17 protein-coding genes are annotated in these 19,019 nt (G+C 66.2%); 14 read left to right on the top strand and 3 right to left on the bottom strand.

Translation table 11 applies throughout. The features are described 5' to 3' along the window. Positions 1-26 precede the first annotated feature (26 nt). Genes JWQ90_RS24110 through JWQ90_RS24125 form a run of 4 tightly spaced genes read left to right on the top strand, consistent with a single transcriptional unit; the run spans position 27 to position 3,339 of the window. Positions 27-281, top strand: a complete 255-nt coding sequence (locus JWQ90_RS24110; protein WP_299697561.1) for a F0F1 ATP synthase subunit C — start codon at positions 27-29, stop codon at positions 279-281. A 4-nt stretch (positions 282-285) separates the two neighbouring features. Beyond that, positions 286-1,011, top strand: a complete 726-nt coding sequence (locus JWQ90_RS24115; RefSeq protein ID WP_299697562.1) for a F0F1 ATP synthase subunit delta — start codon at positions 286-288, stop codon at positions 1,009-1,011. Beyond that, entirely contained in the window at positions 989-2,509 is a 1,521-nt protein-coding gene (locus JWQ90_RS24120; RefSeq protein ID WP_299697563.1) for a F0F1 ATP synthase subunit alpha, read from the top strand. The genes JWQ90_RS24115 and JWQ90_RS24120 overlap by 23 nt, the downstream gene beginning before the upstream one ends. Continuing rightward, entirely contained in the window at positions 2,506-3,339 is an 834-nt protein-coding gene (locus tag JWQ90_RS24125) for a FoF1 ATP synthase subunit gamma (RefSeq protein WP_299697564.1), read from the top strand. The genes JWQ90_RS24120 and JWQ90_RS24125 overlap by 4 nt, the downstream gene beginning before the upstream one ends. 220 nt (positions 3,340-3,559) lie before the next feature. On the opposite strand, the gene JWQ90_RS24130 is transcribed toward JWQ90_RS24125, so the two are convergent. Beyond that, positions 3,560-4,087 carry a hypothetical protein gene (locus JWQ90_RS24130; protein WP_299697566.1) on the bottom strand — a complete coding sequence of 176 codons (528 nt, stop codon included), beginning with the start codon at positions 4,085-4,087 and terminating at the stop codon, positions 3,560-3,562. A gap of 52 nt (positions 4,088-4,139) precedes the next feature. Next, positions 4,140-4,595, bottom strand: coding sequence for a hypothetical protein (locus JWQ90_RS24135; RefSeq protein ID WP_299697568.1), 456 nt, complete (start codon positions 4,593-4,595; stop codon positions 4,140-4,142). A gap of 216 nt (positions 4,596-4,811) precedes the next feature. Between JWQ90_RS24135 and JWQ90_RS24140 the strand changes: the two genes are divergently transcribed. The 9 genes from JWQ90_RS24140 (at position 4,812) to JWQ90_RS24180 (ending at position 15,740) form a co-directional block, all read left to right on the top strand. Next, the gene (locus JWQ90_RS24140) at positions 4,812-5,546 is read left to right on the top strand and encodes a response regulator (RefSeq protein WP_299697569.1); all 735 of its coding nucleotides are present in this window, start codon (positions 4,812-4,814) and stop codon (positions 5,544-5,546) included. Continuing rightward, positions 5,543-6,847, top strand: a complete 1,305-nt coding sequence (locus tag JWQ90_RS24145; protein WP_299697570.1) for an ATP-binding protein — start codon at positions 5,543-5,545, stop codon at positions 6,845-6,847. Before JWQ90_RS24140 ends, JWQ90_RS24145 begins: the two co-directional genes overlap by 4 nt. Positions 6,848-7,139: 292 nt before the next feature. Next, positions 7,140-10,532, top strand: a complete 3,393-nt coding sequence (locus tag JWQ90_RS24150) for a hypothetical protein (RefSeq protein ID WP_299697571.1) — start codon at positions 7,140-7,142, stop codon at positions 10,530-10,532. A gap of 309 nt (positions 10,533-10,841) precedes the next feature. Next, a complete protein-coding gene (locus JWQ90_RS24155; protein WP_299697573.1) occupies positions 10,842-11,738 on the top strand; it encodes a DUF2306 domain-containing protein in 897 nt (298 codons plus the stop codon). Positions 11,739-11,812: 74 nt separating this feature from the next. Further along, positions 11,813-12,580, top strand: coding sequence for a sensor histidine kinase (locus JWQ90_RS24160; RefSeq protein ID WP_299697574.1), 768 nt, complete (start codon positions 11,813-11,815; stop codon positions 12,578-12,580). A 24-nt stretch (positions 12,581-12,604) separates the two neighbouring features. Then, entirely contained in the window at positions 12,605-12,898 is a 294-nt protein-coding gene (locus tag JWQ90_RS24165; RefSeq protein WP_299697575.1) for an ATP-binding protein, read from the top strand. Further along, positions 12,895-13,680, top strand: a complete 786-nt coding sequence (locus tag JWQ90_RS24170) for a LytTR family DNA-binding domain-containing protein (RefSeq protein ID WP_299697576.1) — start codon at positions 12,895-12,897, stop codon at positions 13,678-13,680. The genes JWQ90_RS24165 and JWQ90_RS24170 overlap by 4 nt, the downstream gene beginning before the upstream one ends. 149 nt (positions 13,681-13,829) lie before the next feature. Continuing rightward, positions 13,830-14,516: a hypothetical protein gene (locus tag JWQ90_RS24175; protein WP_299697577.1), complete on the top strand. Its 687-nt coding sequence runs from the start codon at positions 13,830-13,832 to the stop codon at positions 14,514-14,516. Between the two features lie 15 nt (positions 14,517-14,531). After that, positions 14,532-15,740: a hypothetical protein gene (locus JWQ90_RS24180; protein WP_299697578.1), complete on the top strand. Its 1,209-nt coding sequence runs from the start codon at positions 14,532-14,534 to the stop codon at positions 15,738-15,740. Positions 15,741-15,919: 179 nt separating this feature from the next. Here JWQ90_RS24180 and JWQ90_RS24185 read toward each other — a convergent pair whose 3' ends face one another. After that, a complete protein-coding gene (locus tag JWQ90_RS24185; protein ID WP_299697579.1) occupies positions 15,920-16,261 on the bottom strand; it encodes a helix-turn-helix domain-containing protein in 342 nt (113 codons plus the stop codon). A 47-nt stretch (positions 16,262-16,308) separates the two neighbouring features. Here JWQ90_RS24185 and JWQ90_RS24190 point away from each other — a divergent pair, with 47 nt between their 5' ends. Next, complete coding sequence (locus JWQ90_RS24190) at positions 16,309-18,747, top strand: CoA transferase (protein WP_299697581.1); 2,439 nt, start codon at positions 16,309-16,311, stop codon at positions 18,745-18,747. Positions 18,748-19,019 lie beyond the last annotated feature (272 nt).

The following is a 19,019-nucleotide window of genomic DNA, read 5'->3' on the forward strand; positions in this document are numbered from 1 at the left end:
CAGCCTTCAATACCAAGGAAATTGAAATGGAAGTCGATTGGATCAAGGTTGTCAGCATTGCCTCCGCGGCGTTCGCCGTTGCGTTCGGCGCCATCGGGCCGGCGCTGGCCGAAGGCCGCGCGGTTGCCGGCGCGATGGACGCGCTGGCGCGGCAGCCCGAGGCCTCGTCGACGATCTCGCGCACCCTGCTGGTGGGACTCGCGATGATCGAGACCACGGCCATCTATTGCCTGGTGATCGCGCTGCTGCTGCTGTTCGCGAATCCCTTCATCGCCAAGTGATGCCGTGAGCTTCGACTGGACGACGCTGGCTTTGCAGACGATCAACGTGCTGGTGCTGCTGGCACTGCTGCAGCGCTATTTGTACCGGCCTGTCATCGGCGTGATCGAACGCCGCCAGGCCGAGATCGACGGCCGCTTGCGCGACTCCGAGAGCGACCGCAACAAGGCCGCCGCCGCGCGGACCGCTGCGGAGGGCGAACGCGAGGCCATCGCGGCGCAGCGCCAGCAGATCCTCGACCGTGCACGCGAGGAGGGCGAGGCCGCAAAGGCCGCGCGGCTCGCGGATATCGAAGCCCAGGGTGCGCGACTGATCGAGGATGCACGCCAGCGCATCGCGCAGGAACGCGGCGATACGCAGGCAGAGCTGCAGGCTTCGGCGGCCCGGCTCGCGGGCTCCTATGCGCAACGTGTCCTGCAGGGCCTGGATCGGGACGTACTGCTGCAGGTATATCTCGGCAGCATCGCGACGAAGATCGAGATGCTGCGCTCGGATCCATCTCCCGATATCCGGGTGATCAGCGCCACGCTGCTGGCCGAGACGGAGCGCAAGGCCATCGCGGCGCGACTCGCCCTCACGCCCGGCGCATCGATGCGCTGGCACTACGAAGTCGATCCCTCGTTGATGGGCGGGCTCGTGCTGGAGCGCGGCGACACCGTGGTCGCGCATACGCTGTCCCAGGATTTGGCGCGACTGATTGCGGCAGCCAATGAACTTGACGCCGCTGCCTGAAGCCCTGGATCGCTGGCTGCCCGGCGCACAGGCGCGGGTCGAGCGTGTCGCGCTGCTTCCACGGGTAGACGTTTTCGGAAGGGTCGAGTCATTTGCCGATGGCGTGGCCCACGTCTCGGGACTTGCGCAGGCCTGCCTGGGTGAGCAGCTTGCGTTCGACGGCGGTGGCACCGGCTACGTTTTGAGTCTCGAATCCGATCTGCTGTCCTGCGTGCTGCTCGACGCGCCGGGTGCGCTCGGAGCCGGTTGCCGCGTGAGCGGCAGCGGCCGCACGGTGCAGGTGCCGGTCGGCGACGCCCTGCTCGGGCGCGTCATCGACCCGCTGGGACGCGCGCTCGACGCGGGCCCGCCTATCGTGCCCGAATGCTGGCTGCCGATCGAACGGCCATCGCCGGCAATTCACGAGCGTGATCTGGTCCAGCAGCCGGTCCACACCGGCACCCTGGCGATCGATGCGATGTTCGCGCTGGGCCGCGGACAACGCGAACTGATCATCGGCGACGGCGCCACCGGCAAGACTGCGATTGCCACGGACACCATCATCCAGCAGAAGCACAGCGAGCTGATCTGCATCTACGTCTCGATCGGCCAGACGGCCAGCTCCACCGCACGCGTGATCGATGCGGTGCGCCGCTTCGGAGCGCCGGAGCGCTGCATCTTTGTCGTGGCCGAATCTTCCGGTGCACCCGGACTCCAGTGGATCGCGCCGTTCGCCGCCTTCACCATGGCAGAACATTTTCGCGATCGGGGCCAGCACGTGCTCGTGGTGATCGACGACCTGAGCAAACATGCTGCAACGCACCGCGAACTGGCTCTGCTCACACGCCAGCCGCCGGGTCGCGAAGCCTATCCCGGCGACGTGTTTTACGTGCATGCGCGCCTGCTGGAACGCGCGGCGCAGCTGTCGGCGGCGCGCGGCGGCGGCTCGCTAACCGCGCTGCCGATCGCCGAAACCCAGGCGGGTAATCTGTCGGCCTACATTCCGACCAACCTGATCTCGATCACCGACGGCCAGATCGTGCTGGATCGCAGGCTGTTCGACGCCAACCACAAGCCAGCCATCGACACCGGCCTGTCGGTGAGTCGCATCGGCGGCAAGACCCAGACGCGCGCGATGCGCGAGGCCGTCGGGACGCTTCGGCTGGACTATGCACAGTTCGTCGAACTGGAAATGTTCACGCGCTTCGGCACCAGCGTGGAGCCGCGCATCCAGGCGCGGCTGGCTCGCGGCCGCCAGATCCGCGCGCTGCTCAAGCAGCCCCAGCATGCGCCGCTGCCAGCGCCGCAGGAACTGGCGCTGCTGCACCTGCTGGGTAGCGGCGTACTCGACAGCCTGCCGGCCGATGCGATGCAGCGCTTGCGCGAAGCCTTGCCGCAATGGCTGGAAGGCGAGGGCGCCGAGTTCGCCGCCGCCGTCGATCGCGGCGACAGCATCGCGCCGCCGCTGCTGCAAAAAAGCCTGGCGCAGTTGGGAAAGCTGTCGGCGCCGGCCCCATGAGTGCGCAAGACCCGCGTTTGGCCGAACGCATCTCCAGCGTCCATCAGCTGTCGGGCGTGGTCGCCGCGATGCGTGGCATCGCGGCGGCGCGCGGCATGCAAAGCCGCCGGCTGCTGGAGGGTGTGACGGCCTACGCGGACATCGTCGGCGCGGGCATCGCGCAGGCCCTGGCGCTCGCACCGGGGCCGGCTGCTGCAGGCCCGGCGGTGCCGCGGCGCACCGCCTGCGTGCTGTTCTGCTCGGAGCAGGGTTTCGTCGGCGCCTTCAACGACCACCTGTGCGACGCCGCGCTGCCGTTGCTCAAGCCGGGGTCTTCGATCTACGTCATTGGCTCCCGCGGAGCACGGCTGCTCGCCGCTCGTGGACATCCCGCGGACTGGTCGGCGCCGATGATGGCCCAGGCCGGTGGAGTGCGGCGACTGGCCGACAGCATCACGCGAACCCTGATCGACGCCCTGCAGTCGCATCGCATCGACAGCGCCGAACTCATTCACGCCCGGCTCGACGGGCCGCGCATCGTGACGGTGCGGGATTCCTTGCTGCCACTGGATACGCAGCGCTTCCGCGCAGCGGCGTCCGGTTCGCCGCCGCTCACCTATTTGCCGCTGCCGGATCTGATTCGCGGACTGGCGGGCGAATACCTGTTCGCGCAACTCGCGGCCGCCATTCTTCAAAGCCATGCCGCCGAGAACCAGGCGCGCCTTCAGGCGATGACCGCCGCCCAGGAGAACATTGCACGACAACTCGAACGCTTGCAGCTCGACCAGCAGATTCAGCGGCAGGACCAGATCACCGATGAACTGATCGAACTGGCGGCGGGCATCCTTTGAGTCGCCCTACTAGTCCGCTGGATCATTGGAATTGGCGGTGAGGGACGCCCGAGGCGGGCGCGATGCAAGGCGCAAAGCGCAGCGATACCCGTAGGTATCGCGAGCATTTGCAACGCAGCAGCGCGCCCGCATCGGGTGGACAGCACCGTCGATTTCAGTGATTCAGTGGACTAGGACCTCGCCCTGCTGTCCGATGGCGGAGCAGGGCGCGGTTCCCGGTTTACGGGCTGCCGTGGGTCTTCTGGGTGGTGTTGCCGTTGGCGTCGGTCTTGGTCACGGTGCGTGAGTAGCCCTCGCCCTGGCTGCCACTGGCGCTGACGCTGCGGCTGGCGCCGCTGGCCGTGGCGGTACTGGTGTCGCGGTTGTAGCTGCCGTTGCCGGCGCTCACCGATCCGCTATGGCTGGCGCCGTAGGCATTGCTGCCCGAAACCGTGCGCTGGTAGCCGCCGGCCTGAGTCGCGCTGGCATCGACGCTGCGCGAGCCGCCGTTGGCGCGGCTGGTACTGGACTGGCGGCTGTAGCCGTTGCCGCCACCGGCATTGATGGCGCTGTTGTGCGTGCCGCCGTTGACGCCGGTGGTCTGCGCCGAGCGCTGATAGCCCAGGCCCTGTGCGCCCTGCGCCTGTACGCTGCGATCCACATAAGGACCGGAATGGCTGCGTGAGCGCTGGCCGGCTTCGGCCTGGGTGGCGATCAGCGAGGCGACGGCGAGGCTGCCGATGAGGATGAAACGCTTGTGCTTGTTCATGTGAATGACTCCATTGAGTAAGGTGATAGACGCTGCGGGTGGGGGATGCTGATCAGCCGGCGCCGAGGCTTGCTTCGGCGCGCTTGTGCAGCAGGCTCTGCATGCGCGTCAGCCGGGTGGCGAGGAAGCTGCGCATCTGCGCCTGCTGGGCCGGCGTGGCGTCGGCGTAGAACGCCTGGGCCATGCTGTGGATGCGCTCGCGATCCGCCTTCATCTGCGGGTCGGGTTCCGGCATCGCCAGACGGCTGAGGTCGGCGCCCGGCGTTTTGAGCGTGCTGATCGCAGCGGACAGGCGCTGGTCGGCATGCCGCAGGCCGTGGCTGCGTGCCTGCGCGGTGGCGTCGATGATCTGCTGCCATTGCGACTCCTGCGCGGCGCTCAGCTGCATCTCGTTGCCCAACTCGGTGAGTTGCGCGGCGGGGTTGGAACGAGAGAGGGCCTCGGCGGCGCCGTAGACGCCGAGGCCGGCGGCGGCAATGGCGACGACGGCCCAGGTTTTCTTGTTCATCGGGGAACTCCCAACTGTGGATGAATCGGTCGCGCGGTGCCGTTTTCAGCGGCGCCGTGCTGTTTTGCGGACGGCCCAAATTAGCCCACGGCAAGCGTCGCAAGGTGAGCGCACCGGCACATCCGATGAGCCTTGGTTAGTGCCCCGCGAGTCTGTAACCCGCGCTAACAAAGCCTGCTCTGGCGCCCACCACCGTGGCCGGGCTCTAATCGGCGCATGAATGCAAACCGGCTCGCCGAGCGTCGTCCGCTGGTGTTCGTCGTCGATGACGACACCGAACTACTGGCGATGCTCGACCAATACCTCACGCGCCACGGCATGGAGGCGATGACCGCGGCCAGTGCCGACGAAGCGCTGCGACGGCTGCCGCGGCGCCGGCCCGATCTGCTGGTGCTGGACCTGATGCTGCCGGGCACCGATGGCCTGGCCGCGCTGCGGCGGCTGCGTGCGGACGGCGACGATCTGCCGGTGATCCTGCTCACCGGCCGCGACGAGGACATCGACCGCATCCTCGGCCTGGAGATGGGCGCCGACGACTATCTGGGCAAGCCCTTCAATCCGCGCGAGCTGCTGGCACGCATCCAGGCGGTGCTGCGCCGTCGTGGCGGCCTGCCGGGCGGCACGCCGGTGGTGGACGGCGAGCGCATCGCCATCGGCGGCGCGCTGCTGGATACGGCCAGCCGCACGCTGATCCGCGACGGCATCACGCAGGCGCTCTCGACCGCAGACTTCGCGCTGCTGCAGGCGCTGATCGGCCACGCCGGCCGGCCGCTGACGCGCGAACGCCTGATCGAACTCACGCGCGGCGGCTCCGACGCCGACTGCACCGAGCGCGCCATCGACGTGCGCGTGCTGCGCCTGCGACGGCTGATCGAGGACCATCCGCAGTTGCCGCGGCTGATCCAGACGGTGCGCGGCGTCGGCTACGTTTACGTGCCGGCGTCGGCATGAGCGCGGAGCCGGGGCGGTGGCGGATCGGCCTGCCGCGTACGCTGGCCGGGCGCCTGCTGCTGACGCTGACACTGGCGCTGCTGGGCAGCTATGTGCTGCTGTTCCTGCTCTGGCGCGTGCAGGTGGATTCCACCGTCGCGCCGATCGCGCAGGGCCTGCAACTGGTGGTGGAGAGCCTGCGCGAGGATCTGCGGCGCCTGCCACCCGATCAGCGCGCGGCCTGGATTGCGCAGCGCAACGCCAGGGGCGATCTGCAGCTGGAGGTCGATGCCGGGCCGGTGGCGATCAGGCCGCGCTCGCTGCTGACGCGTGCGCTCGAACAGCGCGTACAGGACAAGCTCGGCGCCGACGTGGCGCTGAGTGTCCAGCGCCTGCCGGTGCAAGCCCTGCGGCTGAGTTTCGGCGCCGCGGGAACGCGCTATGCCGTCACCCTGCCAGTCTCGCGTGCGATGCGCGGCTGGCCGCTACTGGGCTTACTCATTTCACTGGGTGGCTTGCTGTGGGCGGCTTTGGCGTTTGTAATCTGGCAGGTCCACCGGCCCTTGCGTCAGGTCACGGCGGCGCTGACGCTTAGCCGCGAGCGCGTGGAGCCGCTGACGATGCCGGCCAGTACGCCGACCGAGTTTCGCGTCTTCGCCGATCAATACAACGCCATGGCCGGGCGGCTGGCCGCGCAGGAGCAGGAACGCCGCTTGCTGCTGGCCGGGGTCTCGCACGATCTGCGCGCGCCGCTGACGCGGCTGCGGATGCGCGCCGAGCTGCTCGACGACACCGTGGCGGCAGCGGCGCTGGCCCGCGACGCCGAGTCGATGCGCCGCATCATCGACCAGTTTCTGGACTACCACCGCGATCCGCGCATCGCGCCGCGCGTGGACGTGGCGGCGCTGCTGGCGCGCGTGGTGCAGAGCTTCGCCGGCCTCGGCCACGCGCTCGTCGCAACTGGCATCGAAGCGCCGCTATACGCGGCCACCGACGCGCTGGCCTTGGAGCGCGTGCTGGGCAACCTGATCGACAACGCGCTGGCGCATGGCGCGCCGCCTGTGGAAGTGGAACTGCAGCGCGAGGCGTCCACGCTGCGGCTCAGCGTGCGCGATCGCGGCCCCGGCATCGCCGGGCAGGAGATTGCGCGCCTGCTGCGGCCGTTCGAGCGGCTCGACAGCGCGCGCAGCGCGCAGGGGCATTGCGGACTGGGGCTGGCGATCGTCGCGCGGCTGGTCGAGCAACTGGGCGGTCACCTGGCGATATGCAATGCCAGCGGCGGCGGGCTTAGCGCCACCGTGGAACTGCCGCTTGTGGATTGAGCCTTAGTTCCAACACGGTTCACTTTGTCGCGTAGTCGCGTAGTCGCGTAGGGCGGGAGGAGCGCAGCGTATCCCGCCGTCTTGTCGCGAAAGGCAGGATGCTCCCGCCCTACAACTCCGCGTTAACTGAACGGTATTGGCTTCAATTCCGACCCTGTGTTGCCGCTCCCCGAAAAGCAACCACCTGAAAGCAAACGAGCAAGCTGAACGCGCGGGCGCGGCCACCGGACGCTGGTATGGTTAAGCCGCTACCCGAGTTCGTAACAGCCACGCGTGCTGACGGAGAGACATCGTGAACCAGACCAGCGCCCCTGCTGCCGGACGGATTCTCGTCGGCCATTCCGGAATGCGCGTGGAGCTGACTGCGACGGGAGCGATCCGCCACTTCGATTGTGATGGCCTAGCGCTGGCCCTGTTTGTCGGCAATGAAATCGACGGCAGCGTCGGCAATGTTTTTCTGCGCCGCCTCGGCGACCGTGTCGAGTCGACACCGCTGCTGGGGCCGTCCAGCGCGACGAGATTTCGCATACAGGGCCCCGAGCATGCCATCGTCGGGTTTGGCGAATGGCTCGGCATCCGCTACTCGATCTCGCTGGTACTGTCGAAGACCGCGCCCGCGTGGTTCTGGCATGTCTGCCTTGAAAACCACAATGCGACGGCGCAGCTCCTCGATCTCAGCTACGCGCAGGACGTGGCGCTCGCGCCGTACGGCGCGGTCCGTCTGAACGAGTTTTATGTCAGCCAGTATCTGGACCACACACCGCTGTTGCATCCCGAGCAGGGCCAGCTCATCGCCACGCGCCAGAACCAGGCGGTAGACGGCCGCAATCCCTGGAGTCTGATCGGCTCGCTGCGCTCCGGGGCATCTTTCGCGACGGACGCCCTTCAGTTCCACGGATTGGCGATACGCAGCGGAGCAAGCCCGGTCGGCCTCGCCGGCGATTTGCCGAGCCGGCGCCTGCAGCATGAGCATTCCCTGGTGGTGATCCGCGACGCGACGATTCAACTCGCGGCGGGCGGCCGCATCGACGCGGGCTTTTTCGGCGCTTATTGGGCCCATCATCCTGAAGCCACTTCCGACGCCGATCTGCAGCGAGTGAGCGAAGTGCTGTCCCTCGCCGAAGCGAAGCCGGGCGAGATCGACTCCGGTGGTCCCGTTGACGAGACATCCTCGGCCACTCTCTTCAGCACGGCGCCGCTGCTGAGCACCCTGGACCTGGACGAAGCCGCATTGAACGCCTCGTTTCCGGCGCCGTGGCGGCACGAGGAATCAGGCGACAGCGGCCAGCTTCTGTCGTTCTTTCACGGTACGGTTCGCGATGCCGGCGGCCACGTCGTCATGCCTGCGAAAGAGCTGAACACGCTACGGCCGCATGGCCACCTGTTGCGTACCGGCCAGCATCTGACGCCCGACGAGTCCGCGCTGACCTCGACCGCGTGGATGTCCGGCGTCTTCCATTCGCTGCTGACCCAGGGGCACGTCAGCATCAACCGCCTGCTCTCGACCATGCATAGTTACCTCGGCCTGTTCCGTACACATGGCCAGCGGGTGTTCGTGGAGATCGGCGGCTGCTGGCAGCTGCTGGGCATACCCTCCGCATTCGAAATATCGAGCGAGTCCTGCCTGTGGATCTATCGGCATGAAGTGGGCGAGATTCGAGTGCGCTCCGAAGCGCACAGCACCCCTCATGAGCTGAGGCTTTCCATCGATGTGGTCTCCGGGCCTGCGCTGCGATGCCTGATTTCTCATCACATCGCGCTCAATGGCGACGATGGCAGCACACGGGGCGCGGCGCTGTGGCGACAGGAAGGGCAGGACATCGTCATCACGGCGGCAAAGGACTCGGACGTGGGCCGTCGTTTTCCGAACGGCAGCTTTCGGATCGCAGCGCGAGCGGGAACTCGATTCGAGACGATCGGAGGTGACGAACTGCTTTTTCTGGATGGCCAATCGCGCCAGGAGCCGTTCATCTGCATCGTAACCACGCCGGCGACGAGCCTCGGACTACGAATCCGCGGCGACCTGGTAGACGAAGGCAGCGAGGCCCCGCTACGGGTCGGCCATGGCGAGGATCTGATCCCGCCACTTTGCCTGCACATGCAGGCAACCAGCCCGCTATCCGAGCCACTGGCGCGCCTCGCCGATATCGCACCCTGGCTCACCCACAACGCGCTGGTTCACTATCTTTCGCCGCGAGGACTGGAGCAGTACTCCGGGGGCGGCTGGGGCACGCGGGACGTCTGCCAGGGCCCGGTGGAAATGCTGTTCGCGCTCGATCGGGTGCAGCCGATACGAGACCTGCTGTTGCGCGTGATGCGCCAGCAGAATGCCGACGGCGACTGGCCCCAGTGGTTCATGTTCTTCGAACGCGAGCGCGACATCCGTCCAGGTGACTCACACGGGGATATCGTGTTCTGGCCGCTGCTGGTACTCGGCCAATATCTGATCGCATCGGGTGATGGCGATCTGCTGGATGAGCCGGTTCCTTATTTCGACGCCGGAGACCGCGGCACGCTATGGGAACACATGCAGCGCGCACTGGCGCTGATCGAGAGACGCGTCATTCCGGGGACGTCTCTCGCGGCCTACGGGCACGGCGATTGGAACGACTCGCTACAACCAGCAGACCCGGCGCAGCGCGAGCGCCTCTGCAGCGCCTGGACGGTCACGCTACACGTGCAGACCTTGACCACGCTGGCGCGCGGCTTGCGCGCGGTCGCGCGCTCAGAGGCCACCGCTGCCGCCGCTGCCCTGGAGCGCCGTGTCGAGCCCGTGCGTCACGATTTCCAAAAGTTTCTGGTCGCGGACGGCGTGCTCACCGGATACGCGCACTTCGAAGACGGCGGCCAGGTCCGCCAGCTTCTGCACCCGCGCGACACCACCACCGGCGTGCGCTACAGCGCGCTCGCCATGGTCCACGCGATTCTCGAAGATCTGTTCACGCCCGAGCAGACGCGCGAGCATCTGCAATTGCTGGCGACGCAACTGAGCGGACCTGACGGCTTGCGACTGTTCGATCGCCCCATGCGATATCGCGGCGGCCCGCAGCAGCTGTTTCAGCGCGCAGAGAGCGCGACCTATTTCGGGCGCGAGATCGGCCTGATGTACATGCACGCGCATCTGCGTTACGCGCAGGCCCTGGCTCATGTGGGCGATGCGGAAGCATTCTTCCATGCGCTCTGCCAGACCAATCCCATCGGCATTCGCTCCCTGGTGCCGAGCGCGACGCTGCGCCAGGCCAACTGCTACTACTCGAGCTCCGATGCCGCGTTCGACGATCGCTACCAGGCGAGCGCCGAATACGAGCGGGTGGGGCGCGGAACCGTCCCGCTCGATGGCGGCTGGCGCGTATATTCCAGCGGCGCCGGCATTGCGCTGGGGCTGATCCTGCGGCGATTCCTGGGCCTCAGCGTGGAGTGGGATCGGGTGAGCATCGATCCCGTGATCCCGCCGGCCCTCGACGGAATGCGAGTCGACACCCGGCTCATCGGCCGGCCATTGGAAGTCCGCTATGCAGTCCGCGGTTCTGGCAGTGGCGTGAGCAAGCTGGTATTGAACGATCGGCCTCTGCCCTTCACATCAGGCGCCAATCCACACCGGCGCGGCGCCGCACTCATCGACCGAGCGGTCCTCGCCGGGCGTCTGCAGGAGCAGGGCAACGTGCTGAATATCGACGTCGGCTAAGGCGAACGACGCTAACGTGTGTCCGCGCCGATGTTGGGGTTCGCTACGCTCACCCCAACCTACACACTGCAGCGTCGATACATTGGTTGAGTAGGTTGGGGTGAGCGCAGCGAACCCCAACATGTGTCCGCTGATACGCCGCGCAGTCGCCTGCATTGAGCTTCGCGAGCACGCGGTTCGTCGGCTCCCAAAGCATTCCAGCCATTCCAAGCCGCGGCTGGTCGCAGGGCGTGCCGATTGCGCCCCGGCCCTGGCCACACTCTGATCCATGCGCCAATCAGCGCGTACCAACGCCAGGATCAGACGCCCATGACTATACAATCCCGTGCTGCCTTCCGCTCCGCGGTTCTGCATCACTTATGCGATCCGCTCGCCGGCACTCGCCCCGAATCGGCGGGTCGCGGCGGCTCGATCTCGTCCGCAGGTGCGGCAGCGGCATTGAACGCAGCGGCCACCCTCTGGTTCGTCGTCGCCGTGTTCGGGCAGTGGGTGTTTGCCGCCTATGTCGCCGTCTTTTACGGACGCGCGGCGGTGCAGGGCGAGTTCGAGACCTGGAACAAGGTGATGCCGGCCGGGTACATATCCGGCCACACGATGCACAACCTGATCCTGGCGCTGCACCTGACATTCGTGGTGGTGATCCTCTTCGGCGGCGCACTGCAGCTGACGCCGGCCGTGCGTCGGCTATGGCCGCGGTTTCACCGATGGAACGGGCGCGTCTACCTGTTCTCGGCCTTGCTGCTGAGCGTCGGCGGGCTGTACATGGTGTGGACGCGAAATACCGGCGGGGACGTGTGGCAACACCTGTCGACCAGCATCAACGCGCTGCTGATCATCGGCTGTGGCGCAATGGCCCTGCGCTATGCGCTGGCCCGCAATTCCGACCTGCATCGCCGCTGGGCGCTGCGGCTGTTCCTGGTCGTCGGCGGGGTCTGGTTCTTCCGCATCGGCCTGATGTTCTGGATCCTGGTGAACCGCGGCCCGGTCGGCTTCGATCCGCATACCTTCCGCGGGCCGGCGCTGACGATCATCGCCTACAGCCAGTACCTGGTGCCGCTGGCGGTACTCGAGCTTTACTTCCATGCCCGCGACCGCGCCGGGCCACGAGGACGTGTCGCGATGGCGTCGGCGCTGGTGGTACTGACCTTGATGACGGCGACCGGCATCTTCGCGGCATCGATGATGATGTGGCTGCCGCGGCTGTAGCGGACGGCTCCTGAATCACGGGTTGCCACAAGCCGCAGCAGCCCGCACCGGCGATTCGTTGCTATCGTCACGCCATGTCGACCATAGCCCCGCCTCCTACACCGCAGGGCCTCGCCCGGGCGCTGAGCTGGCGACGCCTGCGAGTTGCGATCGGCAGTGCAGCGCTGCTGGGCTTCGTCACCAGCCCCGCCTTCACCGAAGTCGCCACCGTCGAGGTGATGGCGCGTACCGCATCGGTCGGCCTGGCGAGCCTGCTGGCGTTCGGGCTCTTCGAGCGCCGGCCGGCGCGCTTGCCGACGTGGCTCGCGCGCTGGGTGCTGCAGGTGATCGGCGTCGCCCTGGTGATCCCGTTCGCCGCGCTGGCGGTGACCTTGGTCGTGACCCATCGCGACACGATCCCCTTATGGCAGAACAAGGATCGCCTCGCCGGCATGGCGATGCTGATCGTGATCGGCCTGCTCACCGCGCCGTGGATTACGGTCGCGGCCTTGTTCCGCCAGCGCGATTTCGCCGCGCGCAGCCAGGCCCTGGCCTTCGATCTGGAGCGCAGCGAGCTGGAGCGTCAGGCGCTCGATTCGCGACTGCGGCTGCTGCAGGCGCAGGTGGAGCCGCACTTTCTGTTCAACACGCTCGCCAACGTGCGCGAGCTGGTCGATTCCGGCTCGCCGCAGGCCTCGCAGGTCTTGAGTCACCTGATCGCCTATCTGCGCGCCGCGGTGCCGCGGCTGCACGAGCCCGCCACCACCCTGGGACAGGAGCTGCAATTGGTGCGCGCCTATCTGGAGCTGATGCACATGCGCATGCCCGACCGCCTGCAGTTCGCGCTGCAGGCCGACGAGTAGGCGCTGGATCTGCGCTGCCCGCCGATGACACTGTTGACACTGGTCGAGAACGCAGTGCGTCACGGCATCGATCCGAGCGAGGAGGGCGGCCGTATCGAGGTCCGGGTGCAACTGCGTGGCGGGCGCTGCTACGCCGAGGTCAGCGACACCGGTGTCGGCATACGCGCGTCCGGCAAAGGCCTGGGCACCGGCCTGGTCACGCTGCGCGAACGCCTGGAGCTGGTTTTCGCCGGCGACGCACAGCTGCAACTGGCCGCTCTGGCTCCGCACGGCGTGCGCGCCGAACTCGACTTCCCGGCCCAGCGGAGCCCGGCGTGAGCGGCCGTCGCCCGACGGCCTTGATCGCCGACGACGAACCATTGCTGCGCAAGGCACTGGCGCGCCTGCTGGCGCTGGCCTGGCCGGAGCTGGATGTGATCGCGCAGGTGCGCAACGGCCGCGAGGCGGTCGAGCAGTTCGAGTTGCTGCGGCCCGATATCTGCTTTCTCGACGTGCACATGCCGGGCCTGTCCGGCGTCGAGGCCGCGCAACTCATTGGCCGCCGCGCGCAACTGGTGTTCGTCACCGCCTACGACCAATACGCGGTGCAGGCCTTCGAGCAGGGCGCGCTGGACTACCTGGTGAAACCCGTGGAGCCCGCGCGCCTCGCCGACACCGTGGCGCGGCTGCAGGAGCGGCTGCGCGCTGCACGGCCCTTGCCCGACACGCAGGCGCTGGTCGAGCAACTCGCCGCAAGACTGCGCAAGGACAGCACGCCGCCGCCGCTGCGATGGCTCCATGTGTTGGTCGGGCAAGCGCTGAGGCTGGTGCCGGTCGAGGACATCGACTTCCTGCGGTCCGACGAGAAATACACGCGAGTCGCCTGGCGCGGCGACGGCGGCAAAGCCGGCGAGGGCCTGATCCGCACACCGCTGAAGGAACTGCTGGCGCAACTCGACGCCGAGCAGTTCGTACAGGTGCACCGCGCGGTCGTCGTCAACCGGCGCGCGATCAGCCATGTCACGCGCAGCCTCAACGAGACCGCGCACATTCACCTGAAAAGCCGCGACGAGGTATTGCCGGTGAGCCGCAGTTACCTGCATCACTTCCGGCAGATGTAGGTTGCCGGGTCCTTCGCAGGCTTCAGAGCACGGGGAATCCCTCATTCGGGGCTCCCGCGTATCGGCCATTGTATGGGCGCATGTCATTGACGCGGCACCGTACCGTTCGTCAGGCTGCCGCTCGGAACGCCAGAATGGGGAGACGATTCATGGGGACCAGCACGGGCAATGCGGTGTTGTGGCGTGGACTGCTGGGCGCGGCGGCCTTGTTGGGCGCAAGCGAGGCCTGGGCGGCGGCCCGAACGGGCTATGACCCGCTGTCCACCGACGAGCAGTCGCTGGCACTTAAGATGGCGCTTGCCGATGCCCGCATCACTGGGCCACAGGGCCAGAGCAAGCGCAGCGAAGTGTTGATGGTGGAGCGTCACCAGGAGGACAAAGCCGCCTTTGTCGCTACACCGACGCTGCGCCGTGCTGACGTGTATATCTACCTATACGACAGCGACCGTCTGCTGCAGGCGGTGGTCAACCTGCCGAAGAATGCCGTCGATTCGGTGATCACCGCGCAGAAGGTGCAGTTGCCGCCGACCGAGACCGAAGGCAGTGCCTCGCTGACGCTGGCACTGGGCGACAGCAAGCTGGGGCCGCAGATCCGCGACGAATACTTTCGCTCCACCGGCCGCAAGCTCACGAGCGCCAGCGACCTGGTTTCCGATGCGCTGGTGTTCCGCTCCGATGCGCATCCCGGAGCCGCCGGCGGTGCTGCCAGGGACTGTGGGCTGCACCGCTGCACGCAGCTGCTGCTGACCTCGCGCGACGGCATTCTGGTGAACGTGCTGCCGATCGTCGACCTGTCACGCGGCGCCGCCGTGGGCATGACCAGCTTCGCACCGTAAAGGGAGCTTTCGATCATGGCCAAGATCCTTCGCCGTTTCGCTTTCTCCGCTCTGCTGCTGCCGTGGATGCACACCGCGCAAGCGGCAAACCCGTCGCCCGCCTGCTCGGTCGACTACCAGGTCAACGTCAAGCTCGCCAACGGATCGAGCTGGTCCATGTGCTGGGAAGTGCGCTGGCGTGAAGGCATCGTGTTTCACGACGTGACCTACACCGCGCCTGGCGCCAGTCCGCTGCTGATCCTGGCGCAGATGAACCCCGCCCAGATCCATGTGCCCTACGACGACAATGGCGCCCGCTACCACGACGAGACCGACTACGGCCTGGGTGCGACCAAGGACATGGCCACGCTGGCGGCCGACGACTGCCCCAACGGCAAGCTGCTGTCGTCCAACGGCAAGGCCGTGCTGTGCCAGCAGACGCGCGCCACCGGCTACGACGTGAAGTACTACACGCAGGCCATCCAGGGTCAGGCCCTGTACCTGTTCAGCGTGTCACACGTGGGCGAGTACAACTACATCTTCGAATATGGTTTTCATGGCGACGGTTCGCTGGAGTTCGCGGCCGGCGCGTCCGGCCATCTGCAGCGGTTCACTCCGATTCCAGGCAGGGGCGAGAAATACGGCTGGCCGCTGGGCCAGATGAAATACGGCATCTCGCACGTGCACAACTTCTATTGGCGGCTGGATTTCGATCTGGGCGGCGCGGACAACGATGCCTTCGAGGAACTGCAATTCCCGCCCGAGGACAGCAGCCAGGAGACACGTGTGCTGCAGGCGCAGGAGTTCGGCACCGAGACGGCGCGCACGGTGAAACCGGATGATTTCCGCTCCTGGCGCGTGAAGGACAAGGCGATCACCAATAGTGACGGCCACGCGATTTCCTACCATCTGGAGGCCGATCCTGCGCATCTGTTCCATGGCCCAGAGTACGAGCCTTTCACGCAGAGCGAGGTCTACGCCACGACCTACAAGCCTTGCGAGAATTTCGCTTCGCACAACCCGACTATCAACGGCTGCGCCGACAACGTCTCCGCGTTCGTCAACGGCGAATCGCTGTCGCGTGCGGATCTGGTTGTCTGGTACGGCCAGGCTTTTCACCATCTGCCGCGAGACGAGGACGAGCCGATGATGGACACGCACTGGAGCCGGTATTTTGTGCGTCCGCAGGACGCGAATGCGGAGAATCCCCTGGGCGATTCGGCCGGGCATGACCAAGGGCACTGAAGGCCCGGCCGCGACCGGCGTGCCGATTGACTACAGCTCCTGGGTCGCTAATTCGATCAGGAATGAGTGACAGGCTCGACAACCTGCCGTTATGGCAGCTAAGCGAGGAAAGCTATCCGCGCTCTGCCGTCTGGTGCGAGCCTTATCGGCCAGCAAACTGATCACATTGTTCTGGCGCCTCACACGGCCCTTTTCCGGGACCAGCGCTCAGCCCACTTGGTCAGGTCCAGCAGCTTTATTCCCAGTTCAAGACCAAGCGTGGTGAGCGCGTAGCCCGAAGTTGTGAGTTCGACGATGTCGGCATCTCGCAAGGCCTGGACGCGCTTGTTGAGCACCGTCGGTGACAGATTCCCGCAGCGGAGTTGCAGCCCTCTGAACGTTGAGGGGCCGTCCCGCAGCTCCCAAAGGATGCGAAGCGTCCAGCGCTGGCCGACCAAGTCCAACAGTTCATTGATGGGACGGGCGACGGACGCCGAGAGCGGCTTTCGCGGGATCTTCGGGCTTGAGGTTTTCACGTTCATGCTACATGATCGATAGCGTTGCTACATTATTGATAGCATATCGTTCGATGATCCAGCCGTCCAGCCCGTTATCCGGTGTTCGAGTGCTCGACCTGAGCGAGTGTCTGGCCGGCCGATGGTCGAGCATGCTGCTGGCGGAGCAAGGCGCCGATGTCGTTCGATTCGGTGTGACGTCCGCCGGCTCGTCCGCGCTTGATGCGTATTCGGATCGGGGAAAGCGCGTCTGCACGACGGAGGCTTCTATCACGGCCGCCAACCTCGAGGCCTTGTCCCGGTCGGCCGACCTGATCCTTACCGACGGCCGATGGGTGAAGGTCCACGGGTATGCGCCGTCGCTGCCGGCGGATTCGACGGTGATCCGATTCACCGGCGAGACCTTGACGGACGAGCCTCCGGATGACGATCTGCTGCACGCGAAGCTCGGCGTCTTCACGGATGTGTCGGTCATCGCCCCGGTTCTGGGTCTGCCACCAATCTATACGGCCTTGTCGATGGCCTCTGCTTACGGTGCGGTGCTCGGCGCGAACGCCGCAGTCGCGGCACTGTTGCGACGCCGGAGTACCGGACAGGGTGAGGCCATCAGTATCCCGCTCGCGGCGTCCGTCATGGCCGCCATGGGAAGTGTGATGTTCCGCGTCGACGGGCAGCCCTGGCGCTACGACATTCCACCGCTGCCGCCTGCGGTTCGGTGGCTGCTGCCCTGGGTGAAGGCAATCGGCGGCAGGGGCGGGACGTCCGTCCACCGCTGGCTCCGTGGCCTCGGTCGCAAGCTGCTGCCGCCGATGATGCGCTTCTACACCTGCGCCGATGGCCGGAAGTTGTTGATCTTCGCACTCGATCATCGCCGTCTACCGATCGCCCTTCTGGAGACGCTGGGTCTCTGGGATTCGCTACGGTCGGCCGGACTTCAGGCGCTCGATCCCTACACCAGCTCCCGGCGCGACAACGTGTGCGATGCCGCTCTTCTTTCTCCGAAGTGGAAGCGCCGGATCGCTAAAGCGCTGTCAGCTCGATTCCGGGAAGCCACGGGTGACCACTGGGAATCCGTGCTGTCCACCGCGGGGGTTCCGTGCGCCGTCGTTCGTACTTTCGACGAATGGCAGAACCTGGCCTGGGTTCGGCACGCCGGCCTGGTGGACGAGATCGAAGATCCGGTGCTGGGCGCGCAGCGACAGTTCGGCACCGCGGTATCGGTGGATCATGGAGACCACGCACCGAGGCCGTCGCCGCGCGAAATCCTGCGCTCGCTTCCGGCGTGGAAAGCCGGAGGTGTTCGCCGAGCGATTGTCGCCCTGTCGTCGGATTCCGCGCGCCTGCCATTGCAGGGCGTCAGGGTGCTCGATCTTGCGAGCATGGTCGCGGGGCCCATCTGTGCGCGAACTCTCGCCGAACTCGGCGCGGATGTCTTGAAGCTCGATCCGGTGAACCCCCTGCACGGACCCCGGATGACCGCTTGGTACGGCATCGAGATGAGCCATGGAAAGCGCAGCGCGCTCATCGACCTCCAGCACGAGCGCGCCGGTGAGATCCTCGATCCGCTGTTCGGACAGGCGGATGTTGTTGTCCACAATTTCACCGGGGCCGCCGGCCGCCGGATCACGGAACGGATCAGCCGGGCATCGGCCATCGAATGCGCCGTCAGCGCGTTTGGCGGTCCCCTGATCGGACCTTGGACCGATCGCAAAGGGTATGACCCCATCCTGCAGGCGGCGGCCGGCGTCGCGTCTCGTTTTGGAAGCGACGATGAGCCGGAGCTGCACGCGATCGCATCTTGCGTCGATTGCCTGACCGGATACCTCGGCGCGTACGGCGTGCTGTGTGGCTTGTTCGCCACCACCGAAGAAAAGCAGTCGCCTCCACCACGCATCCGCGTCTCTCTGGCGCAAGCCGTGCAGTTCATCCAGGGAGAATTGCAGCTTTTGTCGAAGCCATTGTCGGCAAGCGCCGTCGGAGCAGGCGCCGTCGGTCGACAGGCTTTTCGCCGCCTCTACAAGGCCCGCGATGCTTGGTTGTTCCTCGACCTAAGGGTAGAGCAGGCTACCGCGATGGCGCCGCTCATTCCCGGGCTGGCCCTAACCGATGTGGAGAACGCGAACGGCACCTGCGCGCGACAACTTGGCAGGTTCTTTTCGAAGCTTCGGGCCGAAGCGGCGATCGCCTTGCTGCAGAGTGTGGGAGTGACCGCCGTTCGGGTACGCTCACTCGGGGACTGGCATCGTCAGCGGAGTCTTCAGTCCGCGGACGCAAGGCCTTTCTCGTTGCTGCGATTGGACAATCATCCCTGCGGCCATCCGGTCACACGAGTCCGATCCACCTGGCTTCGCTCGGTGGCGTGGAACTTGAAGGTCGGCAGCGGCTTTCCGAAGCCCGGCAGCGACACCCGAAGAATCTTGCTCGAATGCGGTATAGACGAGGTTATTGTCGATACCGCATTTCGCGACGGCATTGCAGGCGAGTCCCTCTCGACTAAGTATTTACCCTCCTGAAAGTTCCCGTGTAGCTTGGTCAAGCGATTCGCAACGCGACCTGGGACGATCGAAGCGAAAACGATCGTGAAAACCCTCATCAAACTTAGTGGACGTTCCGGGTCAGGACCGCATTGCCCCGAATGCCGCGACCACGCAGCGTTCTCAAGTGTGAACGGCGGTTCAAATCCGCGTAAATCTGGCGGCGAGAAGTCAGCGAGTCCAATCCAGGCTGGACAGAACGGGGGATGGTTGGCGGTCGCGTGAGCGATGCCCAGTGCCGACACGGGCCT

This window comes from Hydrocarboniphaga sp., assembly GCF_028291725.1.
GTDB lineage: Bacteria > Pseudomonadota > Gammaproteobacteria > Nevskiales > Nevskiaceae > Hydrocarboniphaga.